Source organism: Pseudonocardia sediminis (assembly GCF_004217185.1).
Classification (GTDB): domain Bacteria; phylum Actinomycetota; class Actinomycetes; order Mycobacteriales; family Pseudonocardiaceae; genus Pseudonocardia; species Pseudonocardia sediminis.
Genome location: NZ_SHKL01000001.1, coordinates 2,227,391 through 2,247,284 on the forward strand (window position 1 = coordinate 2,227,391; position 19,894 = coordinate 2,247,284).

General features: G+C 74.5%; 21 protein-coding genes. 13 read left to right on the forward strand and 8 right to left on the reverse strand.

What is annotated here, in order from left to right; all coding sequences use genetic code 11:
* Nucleotides 1–960: an ATP-binding protein gene (locus tag EV383_RS10380; RefSeq protein WP_130289720.1), complete on the reverse strand. Its 960-nt coding sequence runs from the start codon at nt 958–960 to the stop codon at nt 1–3.
* A complete protein-coding gene (locus EV383_RS10385) occupies nt 957–1,853 on the reverse strand; it encodes an MEDS domain-containing protein (RefSeq protein ID WP_130289721.1) in 897 nt (298 codons plus the stop codon). The genes EV383_RS10380 and EV383_RS10385 overlap by 4 nt, the downstream gene beginning before the upstream one ends.
* A 208-nt stretch (nt 1,854–2,061) precedes the next feature.
* On the opposite strand from EV383_RS10385, the gene hisH reads away from it, so the two are divergent.
* On the forward strand, nt 2,062–2,697 hold the full coding sequence (gene hisH / locus EV383_RS10390) for an imidazole glycerol phosphate synthase subunit HisH (RefSeq protein WP_130289722.1): 636 nt from the start codon (nt 2,062–2,064) through the stop codon (nt 2,695–2,697).
* Nucleotides 2,698–2,730: 33 nt separating this feature from the next.
* Entirely contained in the window at nt 2,731–3,960 is a 1,230-nt protein-coding gene (locus EV383_RS10395) for an MFS transporter (RefSeq protein WP_242623005.1), read from the forward strand.
* Here the strand turns inward: EV383_RS10395 and EV383_RS10400 are convergent.
* Together EV383_RS10400 and EV383_RS10405 are read right to left on the reverse strand one after the other, a co-directional pair.
* Nucleotides 3,932–4,621 carry an SDR family NAD(P)-dependent oxidoreductase gene (locus tag EV383_RS10400; protein WP_130289723.1) on the reverse strand — a complete coding sequence of 230 codons (690 nt, stop codon included), beginning with the start codon at nt 4,619–4,621 and terminating at the stop codon, nt 3,932–3,934. The genes EV383_RS10395 and EV383_RS10400 overlap by 29 nt on opposite strands.
* 10 nt (nt 4,622–4,631) lie before the next feature.
* On the reverse strand, nt 4,632–5,447 hold the full coding sequence (locus tag EV383_RS10405; RefSeq protein WP_130289724.1) for a DNA-formamidopyrimidine glycosylase family protein: 816 nt from the start codon (nt 5,445–5,447) through the stop codon (nt 4,632–4,634).
* 32 nt (nt 5,448–5,479) lie between these two features.
* On the opposite strand from EV383_RS10405, the gene priA reads away from it, so the two are divergent.
* The 4 genes from priA (at nt 5,480) to EV383_RS10425 (ending at nt 8,446) form a co-directional block, all read left to right on the forward strand.
* Nucleotides 5,480–6,226 carry a bifunctional 1-(5-phosphoribosyl)-5-((5-phosphoribosylamino)methylideneamino)imidazole-4-carboxamide isomerase/phosphoribosylanthranilate isomerase PriA gene (priA, locus tag EV383_RS10410; RefSeq protein WP_130289725.1) on the forward strand — a complete coding sequence of 249 codons (747 nt, stop codon included), beginning with the start codon at nt 5,480–5,482 and terminating at the stop codon, nt 6,224–6,226.
* Nucleotides 6,226–6,999, forward strand: a complete 774-nt coding sequence (hisF, locus tag EV383_RS10415) for an imidazole glycerol phosphate synthase subunit HisF (protein WP_130289726.1) — start codon at nt 6,226–6,228, stop codon at nt 6,997–6,999. The genes priA and hisF overlap by 1 nt, the downstream gene beginning before the upstream one ends.
* Nucleotides 6,996–7,358 (forward strand): phosphoribosyl-AMP cyclohydrolase, encoded by a 363-nt coding sequence (hisI, locus tag EV383_RS10420; RefSeq protein WP_130289727.1) that lies wholly within the window; start codon nt 6,996–6,998, stop codon nt 7,356–7,358. The genes hisF and hisI overlap by 4 nt, the downstream gene beginning before the upstream one ends.
* A gap of 116 nt (nt 7,359–7,474) precedes the next feature.
* Nucleotides 7,475–8,446 carry an IS481 family transposase gene (locus EV383_RS10425; RefSeq protein WP_130289728.1) on the forward strand — a complete coding sequence of 324 codons (972 nt, stop codon included), beginning with the start codon at nt 7,475–7,477 and terminating at the stop codon, nt 8,444–8,446.
* Here EV383_RS10425 and EV383_RS10430 read toward each other — a convergent pair.
* Complete coding sequence (locus EV383_RS10430) at nt 8,443–9,381, reverse strand: LysR family transcriptional regulator (RefSeq protein WP_130289729.1); 939 nt, start codon at nt 9,379–9,381, stop codon at nt 8,443–8,445. The two genes, EV383_RS10425 and EV383_RS10430, sit on opposite strands and share 4 nt — an antisense overlap.
* A gap of 150 nt (nt 9,382–9,531) precedes the next feature.
* On the opposite strand from EV383_RS10430, the gene solA reads away from it, so the two are divergent.
* From solA to EV383_RS10445, 3 genes are read left to right on the forward strand one after another with little or no spacing between them, the layout of a single operon-like run.
* A complete protein-coding gene (solA, locus tag EV383_RS10435) occupies nt 9,532–10,716 on the forward strand; it encodes an N-methyl-L-tryptophan oxidase (protein WP_130289730.1) in 1,185 nt (394 codons plus the stop codon).
* 35 nt (nt 10,717–10,751) lie between these two features.
* The gene (locus EV383_RS10440; RefSeq protein ID WP_130289731.1) at nt 10,752–12,098 is read left to right on the forward strand and encodes an aromatic ring-hydroxylating oxygenase subunit alpha; all 1,347 of its coding nucleotides are present in this window, start codon (nt 10,752–10,754) and stop codon (nt 12,096–12,098) included.
* Entirely contained in the window at nt 12,089–13,027 is a 939-nt protein-coding gene (locus EV383_RS10445; RefSeq protein ID WP_130289732.1) for a PDR/VanB family oxidoreductase, read from the forward strand. Before EV383_RS10440 ends, EV383_RS10445 begins: the two co-directional genes overlap by 10 nt.
* A 24-nt stretch (nt 13,028–13,051) precedes the next feature.
* Here the strand turns inward: EV383_RS10445 and EV383_RS10450 are convergent, their stop codons facing one another.
* Together EV383_RS10450 and EV383_RS10455 are read right to left on the reverse strand one after the other, a co-directional pair.
* Nucleotides 13,052–13,948 carry an oxygenase MpaB family protein gene (locus tag EV383_RS10450; RefSeq protein WP_242623006.1) on the reverse strand — a complete coding sequence of 299 codons (897 nt, stop codon included), beginning with the start codon at nt 13,946–13,948 and terminating at the stop codon, nt 13,052–13,054.
* A gap of 146 nt (nt 13,949–14,094) precedes the next feature.
* The gene (locus EV383_RS10455; protein ID WP_130289733.1) at nt 14,095–15,036 is read right to left on the reverse strand and encodes a hypothetical protein; all 942 of its coding nucleotides are present in this window, start codon (nt 15,034–15,036) and stop codon (nt 14,095–14,097) included.
* A gap of 108 nt (nt 15,037–15,144) precedes the next feature.
* Between EV383_RS10455 and EV383_RS10460 the strand changes: the two genes are divergently transcribed.
* Both EV383_RS10460 and EV383_RS10465 read left to right on the forward strand, forming a co-directional pair.
* The gene (locus EV383_RS10460; RefSeq protein WP_242623007.1) at nt 15,145–16,260 is read left to right on the forward strand and encodes a sensor histidine kinase; all 1,116 of its coding nucleotides are present in this window, start codon (nt 15,145–15,147) and stop codon (nt 16,258–16,260) included.
* Complete coding sequence (locus EV383_RS10465) at nt 16,257–16,916, forward strand: response regulator transcription factor (protein WP_130289734.1); 660 nt, start codon at nt 16,257–16,259, stop codon at nt 16,914–16,916. The genes EV383_RS10460 and EV383_RS10465 overlap by 4 nt, the downstream gene beginning before the upstream one ends.
* Here the strand turns inward: EV383_RS10465 and EV383_RS10470 are convergent.
* The gene (locus tag EV383_RS10470; RefSeq protein WP_130289735.1) at nt 16,885–17,589 is read right to left on the reverse strand and encodes a TetR/AcrR family transcriptional regulator; all 705 of its coding nucleotides are present in this window, start codon (nt 17,587–17,589) and stop codon (nt 16,885–16,887) included. The two genes, EV383_RS10465 and EV383_RS10470, sit on opposite strands and share 32 nt — an antisense overlap.
* 55 nt (nt 17,590–17,644) lie before the next feature.
* On the opposite strand from EV383_RS10470, the gene EV383_RS10475 reads away from it, so the two are divergent.
* Both EV383_RS10475 and EV383_RS10480 read left to right on the forward strand, forming a co-directional pair.
* Nucleotides 17,645–19,219 carry an anthranilate synthase component I gene (locus tag EV383_RS10475; protein ID WP_130289736.1) on the forward strand — a complete coding sequence of 525 codons (1,575 nt, stop codon included), beginning with the start codon at nt 17,645–17,647 and terminating at the stop codon, nt 19,217–19,219.
* Nucleotides 19,216–19,893 (forward strand): Trp biosynthesis-associated membrane protein, encoded by a 678-nt coding sequence (locus tag EV383_RS10480; RefSeq protein ID WP_130289737.1) that lies wholly within the window; start codon nt 19,216–19,218, stop codon nt 19,891–19,893. Before EV383_RS10475 ends, EV383_RS10480 begins: the two co-directional genes overlap by 4 nt.
* Nucleotide 19,894 lies beyond the last annotated feature (1 nt).

The window sequence follows — 19,894 nt, forward strand, 5'->3', positions numbered from 1 at the left end:
TCAGACCGTGACGTGGATCCGGACGTGGGTGCCCGCCTCGTCCAGCCAGACCCGCAGGTAGTCGCTGGCCTGGCGGGCGACCCACAGGCCCCAGCCGCGGTCCTGGCCGGGGCCCGGCGCGACGAGCCCGAGCAGCGGGTCGTCGAGCTCGCCCCGGTCGTGCACCTCGGCCACGCAGCCCTCCGGCTCGGCCCAGAGCGTGAGCCGCGCCGGCCCGCGCCCGTGCTCGACGGCGTTCGTGGCGACCTCGTTGATCGCCAGGATCGCGTCGTCGAGCCGGTCGTCGGGGCAGTCCCGCTCGCGCAGCACGGTCTCGACCAGGGTCCGGATGCGCGGCAGCTCGTCGACCCCGAGCTCCATCTCGTGGTGCGGTGCGCCGAGCAGCTCGGGCGCCGGGGCCGGGATGGCGCTGAGCACCTCCCGCACCGGGCGGTGCTCGGGGTTGGGCTCCAACCGGCCGTCCACGCACACCAGCGGGTGCAGCCAGTACGCGCCGTCCAGGACGACCTGGTGCAGCGGCATCCGCGGGTAGAAGCAGACCAGCCGGATCGGCAGGTGCGCCATCGACACGTGCACCGCGGCGTCGAGGTCGGTCCAGAAGCGCCCGTCCGGGCCGTCGTAGTCGGGGTCGTGCTGGCCGATCACGGTCACCGGGCCGTCCGCGGAGAGCACCTCGAGCCGCCGCGACCACCGCACGGCGAGCGACTGGCCGCACAGTCCCGCGGGACCCTCCGGCCGGTCGAGACAGATGGCGATGTCCTCGGCCGCGTCCAGCCGCTCCCGCACCGTGGCGGTGGTCGCCGGGGCGAGGGCGAGCACCACGGCGTCGCCCCGCATGCGGCTCTCGCGCACCAGCGCCAGGATCTGTCCGACCAGGTCGTCCGGCGAGTCGTGGAAACCGACGGCGTGCTGCAGGAGATCGCCGGCCGGCGGGGTGCCCGTGGCGTCCGGGGCGCTCATCGGTGCGAACCCGCGTCGGTCTGCGTCCGCGGCTCGACGACCAGCTGCGCGATCGACTCGGCGCCGCACCGTCTCAGTGCCCGCATCACCCTCGCGCGGGGCCCGCGCAGGACGACCCGCTGCTCGGCGGGGAACTGCTGGGCGCCGCGGAGCAGCTCGACGGCCCCCGCGACGTCGAGGAACCGCAGCGACGCCAGGTCCAGCGTCACGTCGACCGGGACGTCGACCTCGCGCAGCGTCTGCTCGAGCGCGCCGTCGATCATCCGGCGCAGGACGCTGCGGTTGCTGTGGTCGATCTCGCCGGCCAGGCGCAGGGTCGAGGCGACCGGCCGGGTGACGCGCAGCAGCCCGTCGTCGTAGGAGGGCGGGGCCGCGTACTCCGTGCCGTGCACCGAGCGCATCGCGGCGACGGCCTCGTCGTCGAACTGCTGACGGTCGTAGAGGCACAGCAGCCGCGCGGTCGGGTTCCTGCTCAGGACGTTGTCGATCCCCGTCTCGTAGGCGACGAGCTCGTCGAGACCCATGCCCATCCGGCCGCGCGCGGCCTCGCCGATGAGCCGCATCCCCGGCCATCCCTGCGCGGTGGTCTCGCCGATGACCTGTTCGGTCACCGTCTCGACCTGGTCCATCGGCACGGACACCATCGCGCGGGTCTGCTCGGTGGGCACGATCTGGAACTGCCCGTCCGCGATCGCCGACTCGACCGGGACGCGGTCGTCGTCGAGACGTTCGAGGAGCCGGTCGGCCGTGCAGTCCTCGAAGTAGACCACCCGCTCGCCCGCGACCAGACCGCCCGCGATCCACGCGGCGGTGGCCTCCCAGGCGTGCTCGTCGCTGTCCGGCATGAGACAGGTGTGCCCGACCAGATCGAGGTCGGAGATCGTGCGTGGCATCGTTCGCCCCTCCGGTGCCGCGGCGTGTCACACCCCGTGCCCACCGGCGCGAAGCGCTGTAAAGGTATACCGACGGTGTTCGTCCCGCTCCATGGCGTGGTTCGACCGTTCATCGCACGGGTGATGTGCCGCAGGGAGTGTGACGCTCCGGGCGAGGCGCCGGGGCGAGGTCCGGTCCCGGTCCGGGGCGGCCCGTACTCTGGTCCCGGTGACACGGATCGTCGTACTGGACTACGGATCGGGAAACCTCCGCTCCGCGGAGCGGGCGCTGGAGCGGGTGGGCGCGGACGTCACCGTCACCTCCGACTTCGACACCGCACTGAACGCCGACGGGCTCGTCGTTCCCGGCGTGGGCGCGTTCGCCGCCTGCATGAAGGGGCTCAACGAGGTCCGCGGGCCGCGCATCATCGGGCGCCGTCTCGCCGGGGGACGCCCGGTGCTCGGCATCTGCGTGGGGATGCAGGTGCTCTTCGACCGGGGCGTCGAGTTCGACGAGGACACCCGGGGCTGCGGCGAGTGGCCGGGCACCGTCGAGCGGATCAAGGCCGACGTGCTCCCGCACATGGGCTGGAACACCGTCACGACGCCCCCCGGGAGCACGCTGTTCGCGGGTCTGGACGCCGACACCCGCTTCTACTTCGTGCACTCCTTCGGCGTGCGGCGCTGGGAGCTCGAGGACTCGCACGCGATCCGCCCACCGCTGGTCACCTGGACCCACCACGGCGAGGACGTCGTCGCCGCGGTGGAGAACGGTGCGCTGGCCGCGACCCAGTTCCATCCGGAGAAGTCCGGCGACGCCGGTGCGGCGGTGCTGCAGAACTGGTTGCGCGACGTCGTCGCGTAGAGCTGGTAGTTGCCGTGGGCTAACGTCTTCGGCGTGACGGGGCACGGACTCTGGCGGGTGCTGGTGGTCCTGTGCATCACCGAGATCACCAGCTGGGGCGTCCTGTACTACGCGTTCCCGGTGCTCGCGCCGTCGATCGCGGCCGACACCGGCTGGCCGGTCAGCACCGTCACCGCGGCGTTCTCGGGCGGTCTGATCGTGTCCGCGGTGGCCGGTATCGGCGTCGGGCGGGTACTGGACCGCCACGGGCCGCGCTGGGTGATGACGGCCGGGTCGGTGCTCGCCGTCCCCGCCGTCGTGCTGGTCGCGACGGCGCGCACGCTGCCGGTGTTCGTCGCCGGGTGGCTGCTGGCCGGGCTGGCGCAGTCGGCGACGCTCTACCCGCCTGCGTTCGCCGCCCTGACCCGCTGGTGGGGCACCGACCGGGTCCGGGCACTGACCGTGCTGACGATGGTCGCCGGCCTGGCCAGCACCGTGTTCGCACCCACCGCCGCGGCCCTGCTCGGGGTGACGGACTGGCGCGGGACCTACCTGGTGCTGGCCGTGGTGCTGGCGGTGGTGACGATCCCGCTGCACCTGGTCGGCCTGCGCGGGGCGTGGCCGGAGCCCGAGCCCGCGCCGCCGGCCGACGACGGCACGGCCGACGACCGCACGGCCGCCCAGGTGGCGCGCAGCCGGGCGTTCGTGCTGGTCGTGGCCATGGTCAGCCTGGGCGCGTTCGTCTCGTTCGCGGTGCCGGTGAACCAGGTCCCGCTGCTGATCGAGCGCGGGCTGTCGACGGACGCCGCGGCGTGGGCGCTGGGGCTCAGCGGCATCGGGCAGGTGCTGGGACGGCTCGGCTACGCCCGTCTGGCCTCCCGCACCGGACCGCGCGGGCGCGCCGGGATCGTCCTCGGCCTGCTGGCGGCGACGACCGGACTGCTCGGGGTGCTGCCCGGGCCCGCGTTCCTGCTCGTCGTCGTCGCGATGGCGACCGGCGCCGCGCGCGGGGTGATGACGCTGCTGCAGGCCACCGTGCTGTCCGACCGCTGGCCCACCGGGTTCTACGGCCGCCTCGGCGGGGTGCTCTCGGCGCCGGTGATGATCGCGATCGCGGTCGGGCCGTGGGCCGGCAGCGCCCTGGCCGGGCTGCTCGGCGGGTACCCGCCGGTGTTCGCGGTGCTGGCCGGGATCGCGGTCGTCGCCGCCGTGCTGAGCGCCGGCACGGCGCCGCGGCCGGTCGTTCCCGGCGGGATCAGCGCAGCGCGAACTCCGCGGTCTTGAGGTCGAAGGACAGGGAGCGCTTGTTCTCCGTGATCCCCTGCAGCACGAGCGGCACCAGGTCGTCGACGGTCGCGGCGGCCTTCATCTCCAGGGCCTTCCCGGCGACCGGACGGTCGGCGAGGCCGGTGTCGATGTGCGGCGGGCGGATGTCGAACACCGTCACGCCCTTCTTGCGCTGCTCGCCGCGCACCGCCGTCAGCCACGCCGAGAGGCCCGCCTTGCTGGCCGAGTAGGTGGCCATCCCCGGCGTCGGCACGTCGGCCAGGATCGCCGAGATCACCGCGATCGTGCCCTCGCCCTCCAGGCGGGGCAGGGCGGCGCGGGCGAACGCCATCGGGGCCATCGTGTTGATCGTGAAGAGCTGCTCGGTGATGACGTCGTTCTCCGACTCCTCGCCGAACCCGGCCACCCCGACGGCGACGACGAGCAGGTCGAGCCCGCCGAGCGCGTCCGCGGCCTCGCCCACGAGGTTCGCGCAGCGCTCCAGGTCAAGGGCGTCGAAGGTGAACGTCGGGGTGTCGGTCCCGGCGAGGTCGCCGAAGTCGCCGGAGCGCCCGGCCAGCGCCAGCTTCGCCCCCTCGGACTGCAGGGCCGTCGCGATCGCGCTGCCGAGCACCCCCGTCGCGCCGACGACCAGTGTGCGGGCTCCGGAGATGTCCATGTGTCCGACGCTAGGTCGCACGCTCCGGTCCCGCGCGGTGAGCACCGGCCGGCTGGCACCGGGGGCACCACCAGGTCTCGCGGCCGTGCGGGGTCCGCTCGGGAGGGGCGAAGGCGACGGAGGTGGTGCAGCGCAGGCAGGGCCGTCCCTTGCGGCCGTAGACCCAATGCGGCGGGCGGGCCCGCCCGGTCGTGTTCTGCCCCGGGTTCGAGGTCACGGCGTTGCGCAGCAGGGTCCGGGCGCGGTCGAGCAGCGGGAGCGGGTCGACCTCCCCGACCGGACGCCACGGGTTCACGTGGCCCAGGAACAGCAGCTCCTGGGCCCACATGTTGCCCAGCCCGGCCACGCAGCGCTGGTCGAGCAGGGCGGGCAGCACCGCCCGCTCCGCCGACGCCTGCAGCCGCGCCGCGGCCGCGGAGGCGTCGAAGGTCTCCCCGAGCAGGTCCGGGCCGAGGTGCCCGACGACGCGGTGCTCGTCGCGGGTGGCCAGCACGGCCAGAACCGGGAGACCGATGCCGGCCAGCGTGCGGCCGTCGCCGAGGTGCAGGGCGATCCGCAGGTCCGCGGCGACCGTACGGGGCAGGCGCTTCCCGGCCCCGAGCACCGACCAGCGCCCGGACATCCGCAGGTGCGAGTGCACCGTCACGCCGGCGTCGGTGCGCATCAGCAGATGCTTGCCCCGGGGGTGCCAGCCGGTGATCGTCTGCCCGGCGAGGTCGACGAGGGCGAACCGGGGATGCCGCACGTCACTGCGCACGATCGGTGCCCCGGCGCTCCGCTCGTGCAGACGCGCGGCGAGCCGGGCGATGCTGTCGCCCTCGGCCATGGACGCCGAGGCTACGTCGGTAGGCTCGTCCGGTGAGTTTCACGCTGCTACCCGCCGTTGACGTCGCCGACGGCCAGGCCGTCCGCCTGGTCCAGGGTGAGGCCGGCACCGAGACCGGCTACGGCGAGCCCCTCGAGGCCGCCCTGACCTGGCAGCGTGACGGCGCCGAGTGGATCCATCTGGTGGACCTCGACGCCGCGTTCGGGCGGGGCTCGAACGCCGAGCTGCTGGCGGAGGTCGTGGGCAAGCTCGACGTCGACGTCGAGCTGTCGGGGGGCATCCGCGACGACGCGTCGCTGGAGCGCGCCCTGGCCACCGGCTGCCGCCGCGTCAACCTGGGCACCGCCGCGCTGGAGAACCCGCAGTGGTGCGCCGCGGCGGTGGCGAGGTACGGCGACCGGATCGCGGTCGGGCTCGACGTCAAGATCATCGACGGGCAGCACCGGCTGGCCGCGCGCGGCTGGACCACCGACGGCGGCGATCTCTGGGAGACCCTCGCCCGGATGGACCGCGACGGCGTCTCGCGCTACGTCGTCACCGACGTCAGCAAGGACGGCACGCTGCAGGGCCCGAACGTCGAGCTGCTGCGGCGGGTGTCCGAGGCGACGCCCGCGCCGGTGATCGCGTCCGGCGGCATCGCCGAGGTGTCCGACCTGGTCTCGCTCGCCCGGGCGGCCGCGGACGGCGCGAACATCGAGGGCTCGATCGTCGGCAAGGCGCTCTACGCGCAGCGCTTCACGCTGCCCGAGGCGCTCGCCGCCGTCCGTGAGGTCTCCTGATGGGTGTGGCGGTCCGTGTCATCCCGTGCCTGGACGTCGACGCCGGGCGCGTGGTCAAGGGCGTCAACTTCCGCGAGCTGCGCGACGCCGGCGACCCGGTCGAGATGGCCCGGGTCTACGACGCCGAGGGCGCCGACGAGCTGACGTTCCTCGACGTCACGGCGTCGTCGTCGGAGCGCGGCACCATGATGGACGTGGTCCGCCGCACCGCCGAGCAGGTGTTCATCCCGCTCACCGTCGGCGGCGGCATCCGCACCCCCGACGACGTGGACGCGATGCTGCGCGCCGGCGCGGACAAGGTCAGCGTGAACACCGCCGCGATCGCCCGCCCCGAGCTGCTGCACGAGATGTCGCGCCGTTTCGGGTCGCAGTGCATCGTGCTCTCGGTCGACGCCCGCCGGGTGCCCGAGGGGGAGAAGCCGCAGCCCTCGGGCTACGAGGTGACCACGCACGGCGGGCGCCGCAGCGCCGGCGTCGACGCGGTCGAGTGGGCCCGTCGCGGCCAGGAGCTCGGTGTCGGGGAGATCCTGCTCAACTCCATGGACGCCGACGGCACCCGCGCCGGTTTCGACCTGGAGATGATCGAGCAGGTGCGCGCCGTCGTCGACGTGCCGGTGATCGCCTCCGGCGGCGCCGGTTCGGTGGACCACTTCCCGCCGGCGGTGGCCGCGGGCGCGGACGCGGTGCTCGCGGCCAGCGTCTTCCACTTCGGCACGTTGCGGATCTCCGAGGTGAAGGACGCCCTGCGCGGGGCCGCGGTGGAGGTCCGATGAGCACGCGCGTGCAGAACTCGGAGCTCGACCCGACGATCGCCGCCCGCCTCAAGCGCGACGCCGACGGTCTGGTCTGCGCCGTCGTCCAGTCGCGGGCGGGCGAGGTGCTGATGGTCGGCTGGATGGACGACGAGGCGCTGCACCGCACCCTGACCACCGGCCGCGGGACCTACTGGTCGCGCTCGCGCCGCGAGTACTGGGTCAAGGGCGACACGTCCGGGCACGTCCAGCACGTGCACGAGGTGCGCCTGGACTGCGACGGCGACGCGATTCTCCTCACCGTCGACCAGGAGGGCCCGGCGTGCCACACGGGCACCCGGACCTGCTTCGACGCCGACGTACTGCTGGCCGACTCCTAGTTGTACTGCCCACGGAGGTTGAGTACATCCGGACTGGCGGTTTGATGTTGACGTGAGGGAGGGCCTCCGGGTCCGGTGTGGATTGCGACATCTACACCTCGACCCAGGAGGCCCTCGTGGTCCACGGTAACGCCCCGCTGTCCCCGACCGGCCGGCTACGTCTGGCCCGTTGTGTGGTCGATGAGGGCTGGCCGCTGCGCCGGGCCGCGGAGCGGTTCCAGGTCGCTGTGAACACCGCCGCCCGCTGGTCACAGCGTTACCGCATCGGCGGTGCGGCGGCGATGGCGGACCGGTCGAGCCGCCCGCATTACAGCCCGTCGCGGACCGCGACGCGGCGGGAACGGCGGATCGTGTCGATGCGGGTGAGCAGGCGGTGGGGCCCGGCCCGGATCGGCTACCGGCTCGGGATCGCCCCGTCGACGGTGCATCGGGTCCTGGCCCGCTACCGGGTCCCGCGCCTGGCCGATCTCGATCGCGCCACCGGGCGCCCGATCCGCACCCGCCGGCCCCGCCGCTACGAGCACGACGCGCCCGGGGACCTGGTGCACGTCGACATCAAGAAGCTGGGCAACATCCCCGACGGCGGCGGGCACCGGGTTCTGGGCCGAGCCCGCGGCAAACGGATCCGGACCCGCGGGGTCGGCTACAGCTACCTGCACAACGCCGTTGACGACCACTCCCGCCTGGCCTACACCGAGGTCCTGCCCGACGAACGGGCCGAGACCGCGGTTGCGTTCTGGGCCCGCGCCCAGGCGTTCTTCACCGCCTCAGGGATCAGCGTGTCCCGGGTGCTGACCGACAACGGCGCCTGCTACCGGTCCCACCCGTGGCGCGATCTATTGCGCGACAACGACATCGTCCACAAACGGACCCGGCCCTACCGTCCTCAGACGAACGGGAAGGTGGAGCGGTTCAACCGGACCCTGCTCGACGAATGGGCCTACGCCCGCCCCTACCAGCGCGAATCCGACCGGCGAGCAGACCTCGCCGGCTGGCTGCATCACTACAATCACCACCGCGGACACACCGCCCTCCAGGGCCTCCCACCCGCCAGCCGCGTCCCCAACCTCACTGGGCAGAACACCTAGTCCTCCACACCGCTGGGCACGACGGCGGGGGACAGGGCGGCCGCCCGGGCCCGGACGGCGGCGAGCCCGGCGGCGACGGTGGGCTGGGTGCCCGATCCGGCGCGGACGGCGGTGATCACCCGGCGGGTCGGGACCGGCGCCGTCGTGATCGGGATCCGGCGGGTGTCGTGCCGGTAGGGCAGCTCGGCCAGGCGCGGGACGAGCGCGACCCCGAACCCGCGGGCGACCAGCGCGGCGCCGGTGTCCCACTCGTCGGCGTAGTGGGCGACGTCGGGGGCGAAGCCGGCGCTGGCGCAGGCGAGCGCGACGAGCTGGAAGTAGGCGCGCCCGGGGTTGCTGCCGACCCACGGGTCGGAGGCGAACTCGGCCAGCCCGACGCCGTCGCGTCCGGCCAGCGGGTGGTCGGGCCCGACGAGCATGTCCAGCGGCTCGTCGTAGAGGGCCTGCTGGGTGAAGGCGACGTCGGTCGCCGGCGGGATGCTCGGCGTCGCGACGACGACGGCGATGTCGGAGTCGTCCGCGGCAAGCAGGTCGAACGAGCGGGCCGGCTCGGTCTCGCGCAGGTGCAGGCGCAGCGTGGGGTGGTCGCGGCGCAGCTCGGCCAGGGCCTGCGGCACCACGGCCGCGGCGGCGGTGGAGAACGCGCAGAAGCGCAGGGTCCCGCCCACGCCACCGGTCCGTAGCGCGGCGAGGTCGGCCCGGGCCTGCTCCCACTGGGCGGTGAGGATCTCGCCGTGGGCGAGCAGCGTCCGCGCGGCCGGGGTGAGGCGCACCCCGCGCCCGACCGGTTCGATCAGCGCTGTGTCGAGCTCGCGGGCCAGCGCCTGGATCTGGTGCGAGGCCGCGGACGGGGTCATCCGGCAGACCTCGGCGGCGGCGGTCACGGTGCCGTGCCGCGCGAGCGCGGCGAGCACCTTCAGGCGCCGGTCGATCATGTACGAACCGTACAAGATCCCTGGTCGGATTCTTCGATGGACGCGAACGGTCCCGGGAGTCGACACTTCCCCCGACGCCCCGTGACACCGCCGCAAGGCGGTTCCACCACCGGTCCCGGCGTCTCCCACCCATGCTCAGGAGCAGCGAAGATGACGTCCTACCGCGCGATCGTCGTCGGCCTCGGCGGGCTGGGCTCGGCGGCCCTGTACCGGCTCGCCGCCGACCTCGGCCCGGGCGTGCTGGGGATCGAGCAGTTCGAGCTCGGCCACCACCGCGGCGCGTCCCAGGACCACTCCCGGATCATCCGCCTCGCCCAGCACCAGTCCGAGTACGCGGCCCTCGCCGCGCCGGCCTACAAGGCGTGGGACGAGGTCGAGTCCGAGTCCGGCCAGCAGATCGTCACCCGCACCGGGGGACTGGTGATCGAGGACCGGGTCGCGCGCCGGGGCGCCGCGACCGGCACCCGCAACATCGAGGGCTACACCGACGTGTTCGACCGCCACGGCGTCGCCTACGAGCTGCTCGACGCCGACGAGCTCACCGCCCGCTGGCCGCAGTTCCGCCTCGACGGCGGCGAGCAGGCCCTCTACCAGGCCGAGTCCGGCATCGTCGACGCCGCGCGAGCGAACGCCGTGCACGTCGCGCTGGCCCGTGCCCACGGCGCCGAGGTCCGGACCTCCACCCCGGTGCGGGCGGTGCGCCCCGACGGCGACGGCGTCGCGGTGGTCACCGACGACGGCGTCCTGCATGCCGACCGCGTCGTGGTGGCCGCCGACGCCTGGACCAACCGGGTCCTCGCCGGGACGGGGACGACGCTGCCGCTGACCGTCCTGCGCGAGCAGGTCACCTACTACGCCACCCCGCACCTCGCGGAGTTCGCGCCGTCGCGGTTCCCGGTGTTCATGTGGCACGGGCGGCACAACTTCTACGGCTTCCCCGTCTACGGCGAGGTCGCCACGAAGCTCGGCCAGCACATGGGCGGCGAGGAGACCACCGCCGACGAGCGGACGTTCGACCCGGACCCGGTGCGCCGCGACCGCTACGCCGCGTTCGTCGACGAGCACCTCCCGCGCTTCGGCGGTCCGGAGCTCTACTCGAAGACCTGCCTCTACACCGTGCCGCCGGACCAGAACTTCGTGCTCGACACCCTGCCCGGGCACCCGCAGATCTCCGTCGCGATCGGCGCCGGGCACGCCTACAAGTTCGCGGCGCTGATCGGGGGACTGCTGGCCGACCTGGCGCAGGACCGCGCGCCGGCGCACCCGATCGACGCCTTCTCGATCACCCGCCCGGCCCTGACCGACCCGTCGTTCCCGCGCAGCTTCCACACCTGAGCACCCGCCCCACTCTTCGAGAGGAGAACCGAGCCATGACGATCGACGTCCCCGCGGTGCGCACCGAAGCCCTCCCGGCCGCGCTCACCGGCGACCCCCACCCCGCCCTGCCGGCGCGTCCCCTGGATCCGGCCCGGTTCACCGAGCCCGGCACCTACCGGCGCACCCGGCTGCCGGTCGACCTGGCCTCGACCCTGATCCCGGACGCCTACACCTCGCCGGAGTTCTTCGCCCTGGAGCGGGAGAAGGTGTTCACCACCGGCTGGGTCGCGGTCGGGTTCGCCGGCGACGTCGACCGGCCGGGCCGGTGCGTGGTGGTCGAGGTCGCCGGACGGTCGATCATCGTCACCCGCAACCGGCTCGGTGAGCTGCGCGGGTTCCACAACGTCTGCCGTCACCGCGCCACGAAGCTGCTCGACGCCGACGCCCGCGAGGTCGGGCACCGCGGACGCATCCGCTGCCCGTACCACAACTGGACCTACGACACCGACGGCGCGTGCCTGGGCACCCCGCTGTTCGAGGGCTCCGACGTGCCCGCCGGCCAGGAGGCGATCTTCGACACCTCCGGTGCGCGGGGCTTCGACCGCGCCGATCACGGCCTTCTCCCGGTGTCGGTCGACACCTGGGGCTTCCTCCTGTTCGTCAACCTCGCCCGCGACCCCGCTCCACTGGCGGCGCAGCTCGGTGACCTGCCGCAGCGCTTCGCCGGGCACCGGCTCGAGGAGTGGGCCCCGCAGCGGCGCAGCACCTACGACGTCGCCGCGAACTACAAGCTCGTCGGCGAGAACTTCATGGAGTACTACCACCTGCCCTGGGTGCACCCCGAGCTCAACCAGGTCTCCAAGTTCTCCGACCACTACCGATGGCAGGGACCCGGGATGTACACGGGCATGTGCACGACGCCGGTGTCGCGCAACACCGACGCGGGCGGCTGGGACGGGCTGAAGGCCCTGAGCACGCTCGGCTCCGACGACGCCGACAGCGGACGGTTCGTCTGGCTGTTCCCGAACACCGCGCTGGTCGTGCTGCCCAACCACGCGTTCGTCCTGCTCAACCGCCCGGTCGCGGCGAACCGCACGGTCGAGACCGCCGTCCTGCTCGCCCACCCGGAGTCCCTCGAGGATCCGGGCGCGGAGTCCGGCCTCGAGCAGCTGGCGGCGTTCTGGGACCTGGTCAACCGCCAGGACCTCGAGATCGTCGAGCGGGTGCAGGAGGGCATCGAGAACCCGGCGTACGAGGGCGGCCGGATGTGCTTCCGGTTCGAGGAGCCGCTGCACCGGTTCCAGAACATGATCGCCGACAAGATGGTCGGTATCGAGCGCGTTCCCGCAGGGGATGAGGACACACTGGTGCGCATGTTCCCGGACCCGTCATGCGCATGATCATCGAGGAGCGCCGCGACGCCGCCGACGGCGTCGTCACCCTGACCCTCGCGCGCGCCGACGGCGCGACGCTGCCCGCCTGGGACCCGGGCGCCCACGTCGACGTCATGCTGGACAACGGGATCACCCGCCAGTACTCGCTGTGCTCGGACCCGCACGACCTGCGGACGTGGCGGATCGGGGTCCTGCGCGAGCCGGGCGGGCGCGGCGGGTCGGAGTACGTGTTCGGCAAGCTGCACGGCGGGGACACGGTCGAGGTCGGCGAGCCCCGCAACCACTTCGTGCTCGAGCCCGCACCGGCCTACGTCTTCGTCGCCGGCGGCATCGGGATCACCCCGATCCTGCCGATGGTCGCCGCGGCGGCACGGGCCGGCGCGTCGTGGTCCCTGCTCTACGGCGGTCGCACGCGGTCCTCGATGGCGTTCCTCGACGAGCTCGCCCGGTACGGCGACCGCGTCACGATCGCCCCCCAGGACGAGGTGGGCCTGCTCGACCTCGACGGTCCGCTGGGCACGCCGCGTCCGGGCACGCTCGTCTACGCCTGCGGACCGGCGCCGATGCTCGACGCCGTCGCCGCCCGCACCGGGGGATGGCCGGCGGGCTCGCTCCGTGTCGAGCGCTTCACCCCGCTCGCGCCCGACCCGGCCGGGGCCGAGGAGGCGTTCGAGGTGGAGTTCGCGACCAGCGTCGTCACCGCGACCGTGCCCGCCGGGGTCTCCATCCTGTCCGTCGCCGAGAGCGCGGGGATCATGGCCGACTGGTCGTGCCGGGAGGGCACCTGCGGCAGCTGCGAGGTCTCGTTGCTCAGCGGCCGTGCCGAGCACCGGGACGCGGTCCTGACCGAGGAGGAGAAGCAGGAGCAGAGCACGATGATGGTCTGCGTCTCGCGCGCCGAGCGGGGCTGTCCGCGGCTGCGGATCGACCTCTGACCCGCGTCGAGCGGGCCCGGGGCCTCAGGCCTCGTTCGGCATCGGCGGGGACGGGGTGGACATGGCCCACCGGATGCCGGTGGTGACCAGCTGCCCGCCGGCCCGCACGACCGTCGACTCCGCCACCGGCAGGTAGGGCAGCCGCAGCGGCAGCCTTGCCCAGCGCGGCAGCATCTCCACCGACGCCGCCCCGAGGACCGCGTACGGGATCCTCGCCGGGATCGGCAGCGGCGGGTTGAACAGCAGGAACCGGGCGGTGGCGCGGGCCTCCGGGCTGCCGGTCAGCTCCGGGCGGTACTCCTCGATCTGCGCGGCGAGCTCGGCCTCGGTCTCCGGCGGGTCGACGACGTCGAGCTCGCGGGCGACGCGGGCGGTGTCGGCGACGTAGCCGTCGCGCCCGGCCTGGTCGAGCGGCTCGCGCCCGTAGCGCTGGTGCGAGCGCAGGAAGCTGTCGATCTCGGCGATGTGCACCCAGCGCAGCAGGTGCGGGTCCGACGCCGAGTACGGACGCCCGTCGGGGGCGGTGCCGTTGACGTGGGTGTGCACCTTCTTGATCTTCGCGATGGTCTCGTCGGCGAGCTCGGCGGGCCCGAACGTGGTGACGGCCAGGAAGTAGCTGGTGCGCTGCAGACGGCCCCACGGGTCGCCGCGGAACCCGGAGTGCCCGGCCACCCCGGCCATGGCCAGCGGGTGCAGCGACTGCAGCAGCAGGGCGCGCAGCCCGCCGACGAACATCGACGCGTCGCCGTGCACGCGGCGGATCGGGCGGTCCTCGCCGAACCAGCGCGGGCCCGGGGTGGAGTGGATGCGGTCGCGCCGTCCCGAGCCCTCCGGCCCGGCGACCTTCGTGAACACCGCCGACCCGATCCGTGTGCGCAGCTCGGCCACGCCGTTCATCAGCCCCGATCCCGACACACCCACCACATCTCCATCATGCGTCGGTCCGACCGGCCCGGCCACCCGACCCCGGGGCGTCGAGGGCGGTGATCGTCGTGATGGCAGCGGAACGCACCACATCCGATGCGTTCCGCTGCCAGGACCCCGATCATGGCCGACGGCCCGGACGATCAGACCCGGCCGGCGCCCCGGGGCCGCTCGTGGGCCGCGGTCGTCCGGCCGGACAGGGCCAGGAGTCCCGCGACGGCCAGGGCGAACCCGCCGAGCAGCCCGGTGAGCTGGGCCAGGCCGTAGGCCGGGTGCCCGGCGGCGCTCAGGTCCGAGGCGCCCATCGTGGTGGCCGCGCTCCACAGCCCCCAGGCGAACATCGCCGCGCTGCCCGACCAGCCCGCGACGACCGTCGCCGTCGTCCGGGTGCCGCGGGACAGGGCGAGGACACCGGCCGCCCCGGCGGCGGCGAACGCCGCGCCTCCGACGGCGACGATCATCCCGGCCGCGCCGCCACCGGACGTCGCGCCGTACAGGACCTGCAGCACCGCGCTCAGCGCGGCCATCACGGTGCCACCGGCGACGGTGGCCGCCATCAGTGGCCGCACGGCCTCCGGTGCCGGGCCGGCGTCGCGCAGGGTCTCCGACCAGCGCTGCCGGGCGTAGAACGCGAACGCGACCAGCAGGAACGCCCCCTGCCAGGCGAACCCGCCGTAGACCAGCGGCCGCACCCAGCCCGCGAGCCCGTCCCCGTCGCCGCCGCTGCCGGTCAGCAGCGTCGCCGGCAGCACGGACACCGCGATCGGGAGCAGCAGCCCGCTGGCCACCCAGCCGGGCAGCAGGACCGCGGCCGCGGGCAGCCGCCGTCCCCACGCGGCGGTCAGCGCCACCGCCAGCGCGATCACACAGAGGTCCATCGCGACGGTGACGCCGTTGAGGACGGTCATCGACGTCGACTCCATGACCGCCGGATCGATGACCCCGACCGGATGCCCGGACAGCCACACGGCCTTGAGACCCAGGTAGGGCAGCGTGCCGGCGATCGCGGCTCCGGCCACCAGACGGCGCACCACCGGCAGCCGGGAGGTCGTGGGAGAGGGGAGGGGGAGGCTCGTCGTCGTCATGGGAGAAGCCTGTCGCCGGGTGGGCGGCGAACCCTCCCGCGCCAGCGTGGAGCGTGTCCCCCGCGCGAGGGAGCCGGAGTGCCGGTCCGATCTGCCACGATCGGCTCCGTGACCGTGTTGCGGCAGCTGCCCCGGATGTCGTACCGGGCCCTGCGTGACGGTCGGACCTACCGCCGTGTCGTGCACCTTCTGCTCGGCGCGGTGGTGCTGCTGGCCTACCTCGCGGTGGTGGCGCTGATCGTCTCCGCGGCCGGCGGCGGGCCGGACCTCGCGATCGTCGCGCTCGCGCTCGTGGCCGCCGCGGCGGGGACGGCGATCGCCCTGATGCCGGGGGTGCGGGCACTGGAGATCACCGCGGCGCGGGCGCTGCTCGACGTCGTGCTGCCCGATCCGGCGCCGGGGGCCGGGCAGGCGTGGCCCGCCCGCCGCCGGGGCGCGGCGTGGTGGACGGTGCCGCTCGGGCTGGTGCTCCCGGTCGTCGCGCTGCTGCTGCTCGCGGCGGCGGGGGGGGGGCTGGCCCGGCTCGCGCCGCGGCTGCTCGGGCCGGCGCCCGCCGAACGCCTGGCCGCCGAGCTCGCCGCCGCCGAACGCCGCGCCGCCGCGCTGGCCGAACGGGCTCGTCTCGCCCGCGAGCTGCACGACTCGGTGGGTCACGCGCTCACCGTCACCACGCTGCAGGCCGGCGCCGCCGCGCAGGTGCTCGACACCGACCGCGAGTTCGCCCGCCGCGCGCTGGACGCGATCGCGGAGACCGGCCGCGCCGCCCTGGACGACCTCGACCACGTCCTCGGCCTGCTGCGCGAGGACGGCGGAGCCGCCGGCACCCGGGCCCCCGTCCGGGACCTGCGCTCGCTGGAGACGCTGGTGACGGGGGCGCGCTCGGCCGGCGTCGAGGTCGCGGTCGACGTGGACGGGGACCCGGAGGCCCTGCCGTCCGCGGTGTCGCGGGAGGCCTACCGGCTCGTGCAGGAGGCACTGACGAACGCGCTGCGCCACGCCGGGCCGGTCCCGGTGTCGGTGCGGCTGAGCGTCGACGGCGCGGGGGTCGCCCTGGCCGTCGACAACCCGCTGCCCGCGCGGCGCTCCCGCTCCCGCGACGGCGGCGGGACCGGCCTGCGCGGGATGACCGAACGTGCGGCACTGCTCGGCGGCGAGCTCACCGCCGGCCCGCGCGGCGACGTCTGGCACCTGGCCGCGCGCCTGCCGGGGGCGGCGGTGTCGTGAGTACCGGCCTCCTGATCGTCGACGACGAGGAGCTCGTCCGCGCCGGGCTGCGCGCCGTGCTCGACGCCGCCCCCGACCTGCACGTCCTCGGCGAGGCCGCGGACGGCGCGGAGGTCCCCGGCCTGGTCGCGCGGCTGCGCCCGGACGTCGTGCTGATGGACGTCCGGATGCCGGCCGTCGACGGCATCACCGCCACCCGGGACCTGGTGCGCCGACCGGACCCGCCAGGGGTCCTGGTGCTGACGACGTTCGGCAACGACGGCCACGTCTACGACGCCCTGCGCGCCGGGGCGAACGGCTTCCTCCTCAAGCGCACCCCTCCGGCCGAGATCGTGCGGGCCGTGCGGACCGTCGCCCAGGGGGAGTCGCTGCTGTTCCCGGCCGCGGTCCGCGAGCTCGTCGCCGGGTTCGGCGCGCACACCGGCGACGGGCTGGCCTCGGCCGGGCTCACCGACCGGGAGGCCGGGGTGCTGCGCCTCGTCGCGCGCGGGCTGTCCAACGCCGAGATCGCCGCGGAGCTGGTGCTCGGGGTGGAGACGGTGAAGACCCACGTGGGGAACGTGCTGGCCAAGCTCGGCGCGCGGGACCGGACGCAGGCGGTGGTGCGGGCCTACGAGTCCGGGTTCATCGACCCGCGTCGTCCGCCGGAGGACTGAGCGCCGCCCCGGTCGCGTCGCCGGAGCCGCCGTCGGGACCGATGTCGCCGGTCAGGTAGCGCTGCAGGGTCGGGGCCAGCGCGGTGGCGACCTCGTCGTGGCTCGCCGAGGCCAGCGGCTCCAGGCGCACCACGTAGCGGACCATGGCCAGCCCGACCAGCTGCGAGGCCACCAGCGACCCGCGCTCGGCGTGGCGGTCCGGCGCGGCCCGGGACACGACCGGGCCGATGATCGCCCGGGTGACGAACTCGCGCAGCATCCGGGCCGCCGCGGGATGCGCGGTGACGCTGCGCAGCAACGCGAGCAGCGGGCCGGCACCGGTTCCGTCGGCGCCGTCCCAGATCGTCAGGAACCGGTGCACGATCCGGTGACCGAGCTGCCCGGGGTCGCCGGGGACCACCTCGTCGCGGATCATCGCCGGGTCCAGCGGGATGTCCAGCGACGCCGTGAACAGCGACTCCTTGCCGCCGAACCAGTGGTTGACCATCGCCGCGTCGACGCCGGCCCGCTCGGCGATCCGGCGCACGGTCGCCCCCTCGAACCCGCGCTCGGCGAACTCGGAGCGGGCGGCGTCGAGCAGCACCGCGCGGGTGTCCTGCCCGCCGGCGCGCCGTCCGCGCCGGCGCGGAGCTGCGTCCGCCCTGCGGGAACCCGGGTCCGCGCGCTCGCTCACGACCCCATCTTCCCCCGGGCCGGTCCCGTCCGGGGCGGGCGGGGACAATGGAGCGATGACCGTGATCAGCACCGCGACGTCGGCGACGCTGGGGGCGGTCACCCCGACCCGCGAGGAGTTCCGCGAGCTGGCGAAGGCGCACCGGGTGATCCCGGTGACCCGGCGCCTGCTCGCCGACGACGAGACGCCGGTCGGGGTGTACCGCAAACTGGCCGGAGACCAGACCGGGACCTTCCTGCTCGAGTCCGCCGAGAACGGGCGCTCCTGGTCACGATGGTCGTTCGTCGGGGCCCGCAGCGCCGCCGCGCTGACGGCCGTCGACTCAGAGCTGCGCTGGACCGGCGACGTCCCCGAGGGGCTCCCGACGAGCGGCGACCCGCTGGAGGCGCTGCGCACCGTCGTCACCGAGCTGGCCTCCGAGCCGCTGCCCGGCCTGCCCCCGCTGACCGGCGGGATGGTCGGCTACCTCGGCTACGACGTCGTGCGCCGGGTCGAGCGCATCGCCGACCCGGACGACCCGGCCGTCGACGACCTGGCCATCCCCGAGCTGGTGATGCTGCTGGCCACCGACCTGGCCGCGCTCGACCACCACGAGGGCACCGTCACCCTCATCGCGAACGCGATCAACTGGGACGCCTCCGACGCCCGGGTCGAGGAGGCCTACGACGACGCCGTGGCGCGGCTGGACCGGATGACCGGGGAGCTGGCCGTCGACTCGCCGTCCTCGGTGGCGGTCTACCGGCCCGGCAGCCCGGAGTTCGTGCGCCGGCGCAGCCCGGCCGAGCACCACGCGGCGATCGAGGCGGCCAAGGAGGAGATCCGGGCCGGCGAGGCGTTCCAGATCGTCGTCTCGCAGCGCTTCGAGATGGAGTGCGACGCCGACCCGCTCGAGGTCTACCGGGTGCTGCGCGCGACGAACCCGAGCCCGTACATGTACCTGCTGCACCTGGCCGACGCCTCCGGCGGCGAGCCGTTCTCGATCGTCGGCTCCAGCCCCGAGGCGCTGGTCACGGTGCAGGACGGGCGCGCGACGACGCACCCGATCGCCGGGACCCGCTGGCGCGGGGTCACCGACGAGGAGGACCGCCAGCTCGAGAAGGACCTGCGCTCCGACGAGAAGGAGCGCGCCGAGCACCTGATGCTCGTCGACCTCGGCCGCAACGACCTGGGCCGGGTCTGCGCGCCGGGCACGGTGAAGGTGCACAACTTCTTCGCCGTCGAGCGCTACAGCCACGTGATGCACCTGGTGTCGACGGTGACCGGGCTGCTGCGCGGGGACCGCTCCGCGTTCGACGCCGTCGTCGCCTGCTTCCCGGCCGGCACCCTGTCCGGGGCGCCGAAGGTGCGGGCGATGCAGGTGATCGACCGCCTGGAGCCGACCCGGCGCGGGCTCTACGGCGGGATCGTCGGCTACCTCGACTTCGCCGGCAACGCCGACACCGCGATCGCGATCCGGACCGGGCTGATCCGCTCCGGGAGGGCGTACGTGCAGGCCGGCGGCGGGATCGTCGCCGACTCCGATCCGGAGGCCGAGGACACCGAGACGCTGAACAAGGCCCGCGCGGTGCTGTCCGCGATCGCCGCGGCGTCCTCGCTGCGCGCCCCGGACGTCGGCGGGGACCGTCCATGAGCGGTGACGGCGCCGCGGCGGACACGTCCGGCCCGCGTGACGCGTCGGGCGCAGCCGGGGCGGCGGCGACCGACCGTCCCCGCGACGACCGGCGCGGACTCGGCCTGGCCTGCCTGCTGCTGCTGGCCGGGGCCGGGATCCTCTACGTCTCCGGGTCGCTGACCTGGTTCTCGGTGACGGTGCCGACCGCCACCCGCGGCGAGCTGACCACCACCGCGACGGGGGCGCAGCTGCAGCCGGCGATCACCGCCGTCGCCGCGCTGCTGCTCGCCGCGGTGGCCGCGACGGTGGCCCTGTCCGGGATCGCCCGCCGCCTGCTGGGGGTGCTGGTCGTCCTGGCCGGCGTCGCCGCGGCGTGGTCGACGATCGCCGAGGTGGTCACCCCGCCGACGCCGGCGCAGCTCGTCTCGGCGCGCGAGGGTCTGTCCACCGGCGGCCAGCCGATCGGCACGTCGGCGGTGACGGCGTCGGTGTGGCCGTGGCTGGCCGTGCTCGGCGCCGTGGTGGCCGTCGTGGCCGGGGGACTGCTGGTCGTGCGGGAGCGCCGGATGGCCCGGCTGGGCGCCCGCTACGCCGCTCCCGGCACGCCGACCGACACCCCGGCGGACCCGGACCGGGCCGCCTGGGAACAGCTCGACGACGGCCGTGATCCCACGATCGGGAAGGACCTCTAGC